This window comes from Aurantimonas sp. A2-1-M11, from assembly GCF_036549475.1.
Taxonomy (GTDB): domain Bacteria; phylum Pseudomonadota; class Alphaproteobacteria; order Rhizobiales; family Rhizobiaceae; genus Aurantimonas.
Genome location: NZ_JAZHLI010000019.1, coordinates 70,411 through 80,363, shown reverse-complemented (window position 1 = coordinate 80,363; position 9,953 = coordinate 70,411). Strand labels below are relative to the sequence as shown.

10 protein-coding genes are annotated in these 9,953 nt (G+C 64.8%); 6 read left to right on the top strand and 4 right to left on the bottom strand.

Annotated features, from left to right (window positions below):
* A partial coding sequence (locus VQ042_RS10925) for a transposase (RefSeq protein WP_331819078.1) occupies positions 1 to 201 on the top strand: 201 nt, incomplete at its 5' end.
* A 375-nt stretch (positions 202 to 576) separates the two neighbouring features.
* On the opposite strand, the gene VQ042_RS10920 is transcribed toward VQ042_RS10925, so the two are convergent.
* The 4 genes from VQ042_RS10920 to VQ042_RS10905 all read right to left on the bottom strand — a co-directional run bounded on the left by VQ042_RS10920 (position 577) and on the right by VQ042_RS10905 (position 4,245).
* Positions 577 to 1,602, bottom strand: coding sequence for a PRC-barrel domain-containing protein (locus VQ042_RS10920; RefSeq protein ID WP_331819076.1), 1,026 nt, complete (start codon positions 1,600 to 1,602; stop codon positions 577 to 579).
* 213 nt (positions 1,603 to 1,815) lie between these two features.
* Positions 1,816 to 2,793: an endonuclease/exonuclease/phosphatase family protein gene (locus VQ042_RS10915; RefSeq protein WP_331819074.1), complete on the bottom strand. Its 978-nt coding sequence runs from the start codon at positions 2,791 to 2,793 to the stop codon at positions 1,816 to 1,818.
* Positions 2,794 to 3,101: 308 nt separating this feature from the next.
* Entirely contained in the window at positions 3,102 to 3,611 is a 510-nt protein-coding gene (ldtR, locus tag VQ042_RS10910; protein ID WP_331819072.1) for a transcriptional regulator LdtR, read from the bottom strand.
* Positions 3,612 to 3,822: 211 nt separating this feature from the next.
* Positions 3,823 to 4,245 carry a DUF6163 family protein gene (locus tag VQ042_RS10905; protein WP_331819070.1) on the bottom strand — a complete coding sequence of 141 codons (423 nt, stop codon included), beginning with the start codon at positions 4,243 to 4,245 and terminating at the stop codon, positions 3,823 to 3,825.
* 291 nt (positions 4,246 to 4,536) lie between these two features.
* On the opposite strand from VQ042_RS10905, the gene hemB reads away from it, so the two are divergent.
* The 5 genes from hemB to VQ042_RS10880 all read left to right on the top strand — a co-directional run bounded on the left by hemB (position 4,537) and on the right by VQ042_RS10880 (position 9,904).
* The gene (gene hemB, locus VQ042_RS10900) at positions 4,537 to 5,571 is read left to right on the top strand and encodes a porphobilinogen synthase (protein WP_331819068.1); all 1,035 of its coding nucleotides are present in this window, start codon (positions 4,537 to 4,539) and stop codon (positions 5,569 to 5,571) included.
* A gap of 95 nt (positions 5,572 to 5,666) precedes the next feature.
* Entirely contained in the window at positions 5,667 to 6,140 is a 474-nt protein-coding gene (locus VQ042_RS10895; RefSeq protein WP_331819066.1) for an RDD family protein, read from the top strand.
* A 171-nt stretch (positions 6,141 to 6,311) separates the two neighbouring features.
* Positions 6,312 to 8,132, top strand: coding sequence for an SLC13 family permease (locus VQ042_RS10890; protein ID WP_331819064.1), 1,821 nt, complete (start codon positions 6,312 to 6,314; stop codon positions 8,130 to 8,132).
* A gap of 16 nt (positions 8,133 to 8,148) precedes the next feature.
* A complete protein-coding gene (locus VQ042_RS10885; protein WP_331819062.1) occupies positions 8,149 to 8,898 on the top strand; it encodes an arginyltransferase in 750 nt (249 codons plus the stop codon).
* A 79-nt stretch (positions 8,899 to 8,977) separates the two neighbouring features.
* A complete protein-coding gene (locus tag VQ042_RS10880) occupies positions 8,978 to 9,904 on the top strand; it encodes a DMT family transporter (protein ID WP_331819060.1) in 927 nt (308 codons plus the stop codon).
* Positions 9,905 to 9,953: the final 49 nt, after the last annotated feature.

The following is a 9,953-nucleotide window of genomic DNA, read 5'->3' as shown; positions in this document are numbered from 1 at the left end:
CGGCTGAACGGCGAGATCAAGCGGCGCACCGACGTCGTCGGCATCTTTCCCAACGATGAGGCCATCCAGCGCCTCGTCGGCGCGCTGCTGCTCGAGCAAAATGATGAGTGGGCGGTTCAGCGGGCCAGGTACATGACACTGGAATCTGTCGCTCCCCTGAGCGATGATCCGTTCGTTAGCCTGCCAGCCGTGGCACGCTGATCAATCCGGCTTGGCCGGAACCGCACGGCCATCGCCGTCAGCTACACCACATGGTGGGACACTATCTCCACGACATCCGGAGAGAGCGGTTATCCAGGCGGCTACGGCGATCACAGGGTGGCTTGGCGACACCTCTCGCGGTGTCCTGATTGTTCATCCCCAGTCCCCAGCCCCGTGAGCGGCCAGGGCTTTCCGAGACAACACGGCGTTCGGCGTCGTCCTGAGTTTGGCATTCCGTGTCCCGGCCCTTACAGTCGGAAATCTCGGGATCACAAGTCGCCGCCCGGCGTGGATGCGCCCGCAGAACTCGCGACCACGACGAAAAAGGCCGACGGCATGAACCGTCGGCCTTCTCAATTTGCTGCCTGCGCGGACTTAGCCTTCGCCGACAGTGATGCTCATGTTCTCTTCGAGCTCGGGATAGTCGTCCGCGTCGAACTCTTCCAGCGCGTCGACCTGGCTCTCCGAGACGCTCGGCGCCATCATGCCCTGCTCGGTCGCAACCAGCGACGACAGCGGAATGGCAACCTGCTTTTCGCCGAGACCCAGGAAGCCGCCGGATCCGATCACGGCGAAGAGACGATTGTTCACCTCGACGACGCTTTCGATGTCGCCCAGAACCTCGCCATTGGCACCGACGATGGAATAATCGGTGATCTGTTCAACGGTCAGCTGGACCTGTCCGGTCGAGGACGGGTTGATGGCCATCGTCGCGTTGTCCGTTTCAGACATCATGGCAGCATCGTCGGTTCCCGAAACGGGTGCCAGCTTGCCGGTGGCGGGATCTGCCGCGGCGGCGTCCTCCTGAACGCGCTCTGCATCGTCTTCGGTCACGTCCGCCATGGCCTGCGAGCCGTCCATCGGCGAACCGTCAGCATTCTGATAGACGATGTTGGGCTCGCCCTCTTCCTGATTGACGGTGACCTGAGCTTCCTCGCTCTCGTAATTGATCTGCGGGCGCTGGTCGGAGTTGCGGACCATGACGTTGGCGGCCGCTGCATCGACCTGCACGTTGGCCTGATCGGTGCCGTCGTCCGTCGCAACCGCGGCACTGCCGGAATCGTCGACCGCAACCGTCGGCTCACCCTGGCTGACCGAGACTTCCGGCTGAGCCATGTCGACGTTCACGTCGGGATCAGGCATGCGGACCGTGATCGTCGGCTTGGGAATGTTCACCGTGATCGTCGGAGCCGGCTGCGTCATGGTGATGATCGGCTGGGGCTGCGACACGGACACGTCTGGCGCGGCCTGATCGACGGTCACGTTCGGCTCAGGAACATCCATCTTGATGACCGGGGCATCCGGCTGAACAACAACATCTGCCTCGGTATTATCCTGAGCGAATGCAGTTGCACTGAGTGCCGAACCGGCGAGAAGTGTGACTACGAAAATATTGCGCATGTAATTTACCTTCCGAAATTGATCGGTGAGAAATCGGACCTCGTAAACACGGATCCAATTGCTGTGTGTCTGACCAACCATTCCCGGCGGCTATCCGTTCCATCAAATCGATAGTCAATTTCTCTTAGCCGGGAACAAACAAGGCGAAAATACGAAGGAATCGCTCAGGTGGAAAATCCGCGCTTCGGCGTGATGCCGGAGGCGATCGATTGGCTAGGGTGTGCCCAGACGGCGCGCGCTCTGGACCGCCTGGCGCAGTTCTTCACGATCGTCCGCTCGCTCGGTCGGAGCGCTCTGCCGGGATGCCATCTCCGGGTTCAGGCACAATTTGGCCATGACCGGGTAATGGTCAGAGTCGATGAAGGGCAGCGTCTCGAAATCACGCAGGCCGATCCCCGCCTGAAACAGGATGTGATCGAGCGGCCATGCCATGATCGGATTGGTGGCATCGTAGGTCGCGAAGAAGCCCCGTCCGACGGTCGGATCGAGAAGTCCGCCCACCCGCATCATCCGGCGATATGTCCGTTCCCAGGAGACTGCGTTGAAGTCTCCTGCAACGACGATCGGAAACACCGTTTCGGCCGCTTCGAGCGCGACATGTGCCAGGGTTCCGTCCCGCAGCGTGGTGGGCTGCTCGAATGACTGGGGCGGACGCGGGTGGATGCCGACGAAACGGAATGTGCCTGTCGGCAGCTTCACCTCGGCGGAGACGGCCGGAGTATCCTCCCCGAACCAGAATTCGATGGCGGATTCGTCCAGCGGAAATTTCGAGAAGAGATGCAGCCCGAAATATTCCGCAGCTTTCGGCACGCTCTCGACGCTGGCCTGGTAGCGATCATCGAGGGCGGCAAGCTGCTTATCCCACCACTGGTCGGTCTCGAGGGCGAGGAGAATGTCCGGGTCGGCCGTCTCGACCACCGCCCGGAAGGCCTCGAAGTTCCGATTGCCCTTCTTGACGTTCGCGACCATCACGGTGAAGGCGGCACCCGGCGGGCAGGATCGGTCCGTCACGGCCATCGGTGTCGCGATCGGCGAATACGGATGCAACCAGGAAGCCTGGTAGCCGGCCAGGACGGCACAGGCCGACAGCGTGACGGCGCCAGTCCTTGATCGCCATGCCCTCGCGAGCAGGCCGATGACGAGGATCGCCAGCAGCGCGACAGCCACCTGCAGGCGGACGAAGTCGAACATGCGAACCCACCAGGCATTCGATTCGGCAATCGGCAGCAACGTCATCAGACCGAGAATCGGAGTCAGGGCGGTCGCTAGGGCCAGACCAAATGTTCGCACGCAGGATTCCCATTCTCTTCGCAGCCAGCTTTCGTCGCCCGTCGTATGTGTGGCGAGATGTCACAAAGAGAACCGGCGCGCTCGGCAGGGCCGCGCTGCCCGACTTGCCCCCTCCCCGCGGCCGGACGCCCGCAGCTGCCGCCGGACATGCGAAAGCCTCGCTGACCCTTTCAGGTCGCGAGGCATTTGCGCGGAGGTGGAAGCCCGTCTTACAGGCGGTAGAGGATCTGGTCGTTCCAGAAGCGGTCGAGCCGCTGCAGCGAACGGTTCATCTTCTGGAATTCCTGCTCGTCCAGGCCTCCGACCTTGTCGATCGAGCCGATGTGGCGGTCGTAGAGTTCGGCCACGATCGCCGCGACTTCACGGCCGGAGTCGGTCAGCGACACCTTCACGGCGCGGCGGTCGACCCGCGACTTCTGGTGATTGATGAAGCCGAGATCGACCAGCTTCTTCAGGTTGTACGAGACGTTGGAGCCCAGATAGAAACCGCGGGTGCGCAGCTCGCCGGCGGTCAGCACCGAGTCGCCGATATTGAAGAGCAGCAGCGCCTGGACCGCGTTTATGTCGGTGCGGCTGTTGCGGTCGAACTCGTCCTTGATGACGTCGAGCAGGCGGCGGTGCAGCCGCTCGACCAACTGCAGCGTTTCCAGGTAGAGCGACTTCAGTTCGTCCTTCGGAGCGACCTGCGGCGCGGCGTCTGCCTTCATCTGAGCGTTCATAGTAGTCTCCGCTGTTGAGCTGATGGATGTTCTCTATCGACCCCATCTTGAGACCCAACATAGCCAGCGCATCTAAAATTCGACTTAAACCGCAGGCTTAATGCCGTCTTACACTTCCCCATCCAAAGTCTTGATTAACAAGCTCTATCCCCGAACTGAACAATTCCTTTCAAGGCCCGCGGACCCGGCCACCGCGCGCCGCGGCTAGCCATCAGTACCCGCGCAGGCGGCGGCGCTCGTACAGCCCGATCACGCGGACGGCGCCCAGCATGCCGAGGCCCCACAGGTGAAACCCGAGCCAGAGCAGGTTCGGCCCGAACAGCTGCGGGAAGCCCAGATGCATGATGGCCTCGATGATCGCGATCAGCACCCAGACCACCGCACCCCAGCCGACGGTCAGCCACAGGCCGATACCGGCTACGGGATAGAGCACGGCGAGCGTCGGGGCGGCGATCTTCCACCACAGCGGCATCAGGTCGAAGCGATAAAGCGGTCCGTCCTCGATGCCGACCAGCCGGATCCAGTAGACGACCCCCGCGACGAACATCACGATGGCCGCCATGCGGTAGAGCCAGACCGCCAGCGCCCTGTGGAACGCTTCGGCTCTGGCCCGTTGGGCAAATCCCTTGATCACGAGACTCTGCCTTCCGGTCCGTTGGGCGCCGTTCCCGCGGACGGGCGGAGGCGCAAGGAAAGATGGTATCGGCGGGCGGCCGTGATCGGAGCCACCCGGGCGACGGGGAGTCTGCCCGACGCGCCGGGAACCTACGGCGGACGCAAAGAGCGCGTCAATCTTGATGTCGCGGGCCTGAGCGCATACGCAGAAGTCGACCGCGCGGCGATCGGCGTCCGCGCCGGGGCGCGATCCTGTCCGCCATGCAAATGCATGGGATGGGGCGCCCTCAGACAGATGGGATGTTGCCGCATGACACGGACCGGCGATTCTGGCGTTTCCATCACGGCGCGCATCGATGCGGCGACGGCGGGCCTTCGGATGCGGCGACTGCGCCAGTCCGACTGGTCGCGCCGTCTGGTGCGCGAGACCAACCTGACCGCCGACGACCTGATCTGGCCGATCTTCGTGCGTGAAGGCGGCGGTGCCCCCGAACCGGTCCCCTCCATGCCGGAAGTTTTCCGGCTGTCGGTGGAAGGTTGCGTCGATGCGGCCAGACAGGCGCGCGATCTCGGCATTCCGGTCGTCGCACTGTTTCCCTACACCGATGCGGACAAGCGCGACGAACACGGCAGCGAGGCCTTCAACGAGGCCAATCTCGTCTGCCGGGCGAGCCGCGCCATCAAGGCGGCCGTTCCCGAGATCGGCATTCTCTGCGACGTCGCGCTCGATCCCTATACCTCTCATGGCCATGACGGGATCATGGAGGGCGACCGCATCCTCAACGACGAGACGGTCGAGGCGCTGTGCCGGCAGGCCGTCGTGCAGGCCAATGCGGGCTGCGACATCATCGGACCGTCCGACATGATGGACGGGCGCGTCGCCTGCATCCGTCAGGCGCTCGACGATGTCGGCCATCGCGACACGATGATCATGTCCTATGCGGCGAAATACGCCTCGGCCTTCTACGGCCCGTTCCGCGATGCCGTCGGATCCGGCGGCATGCTGAAGGGCGACAAGCGCACCTACCAAATGGACTGCGGCAACAGCGACGAGGCCGTGCGCGAGGCCGCGCAGGACATCGCCGAAGGCGCCGACATGATCATGGTCAAGCCCGGCATGCCCTATCTCGACATTGTTTCGCGCCTGTCTCGCGAATTCGGCGTCCCGACCTTCGCCTACCAGACGTCCGGCGAGTACGCGATGATCATGGCGGCGGCGGGCAATCGCTGGCTGGACGGTGATCGCGCGATGATCGAAAGCCTCACCGCCTTCAAGCGCGCCGGCGCGTCGGGCATCCTCAGCTATTTCTCACCGAAGGTCGCTGCGCGCATGCGTGTCGGCTGATACGGTCCCGCATCACCTCCGCGTCGCCGTATATTGCAGGCCGCCTTTTCCGCCCCCATCTTGGGATCGTACGAAACCACGACGAGGATCCTGCCGTGTACGAAGAGACCACTGTGCGAACCTCCGATCTCCGGGCGACCGAGCTTGATTCGCCGCGGCTCTACGACGGCGTGCGCACACGGCGCATGATGTCCTTCGTCGTCGACTATGCGCTGGTGCTGCTGCTGTCGGTTCCCGCGGCGATCGTCGTCTTCGTGCTGGGCATCGTGTCGCTCGGCCTCGCCTGGGGGCTCTATGCGATCCTCCTGCCGCTCATCGCAATTGCCTATGTCGGCTTCACCATGGGCGGCCGGCAGCAGGCCACGCCTGGCATGCGCGTCGCCGGCCTGCGCGTCGCCCGCCTTGACGGCGCTCCTGTCGACCCGGCGCTCGCGGTCCTGCACGGCGTCCTGTTCTGGGCGTCCGTCTCGGTTCTGACGCCCTTCGTCCTGCTCGTGGCGCTGTTCACGCGGCGCAAGCAGCTCCTGCACGACCTCTTGCTCGGCACCGCGGTCATCCGCGACCGCTGAGCCGGTCGCCGCCGGCCTGAAGCCCAGCTGGCGAGGCCGGAGCCGGGCCTTCAGCCCGTTGCCCATTTGAAGCCGAGCCTCGCCGCCCCGTCATGTCGGTATCGACCGACGGGTTGCCAATCGCTGTCCCGACACGGATAAGGTCAGGCGGACAACGGAACGCGGCGGTTTATGGATTCGCTACACGTCTGGGTCACTTACCTCCTCATCCTGGTGAGTGTGGTCGGGTATTCGCTGGAGCGCTGGCCGATCGAGGCTGTCGCTGCGGCGTCCCTCAGTGCCTTCCTCCTTCTCTTCGCCCTGTTCCCCTACCGGGACGAGGCCGGCTTCCCCGTGACCAGCGGCGACCTCCTGTCGGGTTTCGCCAATCCGGCGCTCGTCACCGTGCTGGCGCTGCTCATCGTCGGCCAGGGCCTGTTTGCGACCGACGCCATGGCGCGGCCGACCCAATTGCTCTCGCGGATCGGCGGGACGGCGGGCGCCGGGGCCGTCGCCGTGGTGCTGCTCAGCGCCGCGGTTCTCTCGGCCTTCCTCAACAACACGCCGGTGGTGGTGATCTTCATTCCCATCCTCACCATGCTGGCGACCCAGCGCGGCATCTCCCCATCGCGCGTGTTCATGCCGCTGTCCTTCTTGTCGATCCTTGGCGGCATCACCACGCTGATCGGCTCCTCCACCAACCTCCTCGTGGCGGGCGTCGCGGCGCGGTCCGGCATCACCCTGAGCTTCTTCGACTTCACCATTCCCGGCCTCGCCATCGCGCTTGTCGGCGGGTTCTACGTGATCAAGGTCATGCCGCGGATCCTCACCCCCCGCGAGGGCCCACAGGGCCGCGTCGTCGATGCTGGCGGCAAGCAGTTCCTCGGCGAGATCGACATCACCGACGGACATGCCTTCGTCGGCAGCACCGCGCGCGCCGGCCTGTTCACCGATCTGGGCGACCTGATGCCGCGGATGATCCTGCGCGCTGACGAGACCTTCCTGCCGCCCTTCGACGGCGTCACGCTCCAGCCCGGCGACCGGATGATCGTCACCGCCACGCGCCGCGCCTTTTCCAAGGCGCTGGCCGCCGGAAACCTCACCATCAAGACCCTGGATCCCTCGGGCTTCACGGCCGAGCAGCGCAAGATCGGACCGGACATGGTGATGGCCGAGGCGGTGGTCGCGCCCGGCTCGCGATATGCCGGGCGGACCATGCAGTTCTCGGGGCTGCGCACCCAGTTCGGGATCACTCTGTTCGGCCTGCAGCGCAAGAGCCGGATGGCCCGCTCCGCTTTGTCGGAGATCCGGCTGGAGCCCGGCGACACCCTGCTTCTGTGCGGGCGTGAGGCCGCGATTTCCTCGCTTAAGGGCAATCACGATCTGCTGCTGCTGGAATATTCCGCGCAGACCATTCCGCAAAGCACCAAGGCGAAGGTGGCGGTCGCGATCTTCCTCGGCATCGTTCTGGGCTCGGCAACGGGCTTGTTGCCCATCGAGGTCCTGTCGGTCACCGGGGCTGTCCTGATGGTGGCGACCGGCTGCCTGACAATCGGCGAGGCCGCCCGATCGGTCGATCGGTCGATCTTCATGCTCGTCGGCGCGGCGATTGCCGCGGCAACGGCGCTGGAGCGCACCGGCGGCGCGGCAATGATTGCCGACGGCACGGTCGCCGCGCTCGACGGTCAGTCGGCCGCCGTCATTCTCTCGGCCATGTTCCTTGTCATAGCGATCATGACGAACTTCCTGTCGAACAATGCGACGGCGGTCCTGTTCACCCCCATCGCGCTCGACGTCGCCAATCGGCTCGGAGCACCGCCGGAGGCCTTTCTTGCCTGCGTCATCTTCGCCGCCAACGCATCCTTCGCCAGCCCGATCGGCTATCAGACGAACCTGATGGTCATGGGGCCGGGACGCTACCGTTTCATCGACTTCGCCAAGGCCGGTATTCCTCTTGTGATCCTGGTGTGGTTAACATTTTCGATCGTGGGCCCATGGTATTATTCCTTGTGAGACGGAAGGGTCGGCCATGACGGTACATCATCCGCAGACGCCGCAATTCTTCCTCACCTCACCGTCTCCCTGCCCCTATCTGCCGGGCCAGGCCGAGCGGAAGGTTTTCACCCATCTGACCGGCGAGCGCGCACCGTCGCTGCTCGACCTGCTCAGCCAGGGCGGCTTCCGCCGCAGCCAGAACATCGCCTACCGGCCCGCCTGCGAGCGCTGCCGCGCCTGCGTCTCCGTGCGCATCCTGGTCGACGAGTTCCAGCCGACGCGCTCCATGCGGCGCGTCGCCGCGCGCAATCGCGACCTGATCGGCCGGATGGACGAGCCGGATCCGTCGAGCGAGCAATATTCCCTGTTCAGGCGCTATCTCGATCACCGCCACGCAGAGGGCGGCATGGCCGAGATGAGCGTTCTCGACTACGCGATGATGGTCGAGGACAGCCAGGTCGACACGCGGCTTGTCCAGTATCGCAAGCGGGGCGCGGATTCGGCCTTCAGCCGGCATTCGGACGGCGAACTCGTGGCCGTCGCCCTGAGCGACGTGATGGCCGACGGCATGTCGATGGTCTATTCGTTCTTCGAGCCCGACGAGAGCGACCGCAGCCTCGGGACCTTCATGATCCTCGATCACATCGAGCGCGCCCGCAAGCTCGGCCTGCCCTATCTCTATCTCGGCTACTGGGTCAGCGGTTCGCGCAAGATGGACTACAAGATCCGCTTTCGCCCGCAGGAGCACCTGCTTCCCAAGGGCTGGGAACGCTACGAGGGCTGAGCCGGCGTGCGCCGCCGGTTGCCATCTGGCGCCGGGCGCTATAGCCGACGGCGACGATCCCACCATCCGACAGGTACCCATGTCCGCGCTGTCCGAAACCGAAGCGGCCGCTTCGGCCCGCTCCTATGGCCAGGGCCTTGCCATCGTCGGCATCGGCGGGCTGGTCCTGTCCTTCGACATTCCTCTGATCCGGATGTCGGAGAGCAGCTTCTGGACGGTGCTGGCGATCCGCGGTCTTTTGACCGCAGCGGCGGTCCTGCTCATCTGGCTGATCGACCGGGCGCGGAACCCGCGCGGCCAGAAGCTAATCGCCGGTCGCACCGGCTTTCTTATCGTCGGCATCTTCTCGCTGGCCGCCACCACCTTCGTCTTCGCTGTCTTCAACACCAGCGCGGCGAATGTCGTCTTCATCCTCGCCTTCAACCCTATGTTCGCCGCGATCCTGTCCTGGTTGCTGATCGGCGAACGCCCGCCCCTGGCGACCGTGCTGGCCATACCCGCGACGCTGCTCGGCGTCCTTTTGATCATCGGCGCGGGATTCGAGACCGGCAACTGGACCGGCGACCTGTCGGCACTGGCGACGGCCTTCCTGATCGCACTGGCGCTGACCCTGTCGCGGCGCAGCCGCACCGACATGCGCTACACGGCGGCGCTGGGCGGGCTGGTGCCGGCGCTGGTCGCCCTGCCCTTCATGGCCGGCGAGGGCATTCAATCCGACGCGATCATCTGGCTGGTCCTGAATGGCGGCGTGTTGATCCCAGTCGCGATGATCTGCCTCGCCATCGGACCGATGTTCGTGCCCGCTCCGGTGGTCTCCATGGCGTTCCTGATCGAGACCGTGCTCGCCCCTGTCTGGGTCTGGCTGATCTTCGCGGAACGACCGGTCGATCTGGCGATGCTGGGCGGCGCGGTCGTCGTCGCCACGCTGGTCGCCCATTCCATCGCCGAACTGCGCCGCATGCGCCGCCAGCGGCGGCCGGTCGCACGGCACGACCGCCTGGTCTGAGGCCGGCAGCACCGGGCCATCGGTCACCCGGAGGACAACTCCGTCCCTG

Excerpts from the sequence above, each read along its gene's own strand:
- hemB (WP_331819068.1), top strand. The coding sequence starts at position 4,537 with ATGACACGGACCGGCGATTCTGGCGTTTCCATCACGGCGCGCATCGAT.
- VQ042_RS10885 (WP_331819062.1), top strand. The coding sequence starts at position 8,149 with ATGACGGTACATCATCCGCAGACGCCGCAATTCTTCCTCACCTCACCG.
- VQ042_RS10915 (WP_331819074.1), bottom strand. The coding sequence starts at position 2,793 with ATGTTCGACTTCGTCCGCCTGCAGGTGGCTGTCGCGCTGCTGGCGATC.
- VQ042_RS10880 (WP_331819060.1), top strand. The coding sequence starts at position 8,978 with ATGTCCGCGCTGTCCGAAACCGAAGCGGCCGCTTCGGCCCGCTCCTAT.
- VQ042_RS10920 (WP_331819076.1), bottom strand. The coding sequence starts at position 1,602 with ATGCGCAATATTTTCGTAGTCACACTTCTCGCCGGTTCGGCACTCAGT.
- ldtR (WP_331819072.1), bottom strand. The coding sequence starts at position 3,611 with ATGAACGCTCAGATGAAGGCAGACGCCGCGCCGCAGGTCGCTCCGAAG.
- VQ042_RS10890 (WP_331819064.1), top strand. The coding sequence starts at position 6,312 with ATGGATTCGCTACACGTCTGGGTCACTTACCTCCTCATCCTGGTGAGT.